1 protein-coding gene is annotated in these 322 nt (G+C 40.4%); it reads right to left on the reverse strand.

Features of this window, described 5'->3' with window-relative positions:
• Nucleotides 1-322: hypothetical protein (locus ACTNBK_RS17235; RefSeq protein WP_441147930.1), on the reverse strand; the 322-nt coding region annotated here is incomplete at both ends.

The raw sequence follows: 322 nt of genomic DNA on the forward strand, positions 1-322 counted from the left end.
ACCGGTAGCGGGGTTAATCCAAAAAGTTTTCTTGCCGTCAGTAACAATGTAAACTTTTGCCTGCAATATCTGGGCTGTCCCAATTTCTTGTGCAATAGCTTTAGCAATCTGCTTTTCGGTTCGCAACTCCTGAGGGGTCTTATACTCGATAGCTGCGATAATAATTGGCTTTTTAACAATCAAGGCATCCGGCTTTTTTCCCTCATATGCCTCATAGTCTTTATCGGGAATAATCTTCGCTCCTTTAAGAGCTTTTAATGTAGTAGCGCCAATATTGTAGAAATTCCAATCGCCCATTTTTTCAGGAGCTTCTATCAAATTA

Source organism: Intestinimonas sp. HCP28S3_D6 (assembly GCF_052065695.1).
GTDB lineage: Bacteria > Bacillota > Clostridia > Oscillospirales > Oscillospiraceae > Intestinimonas.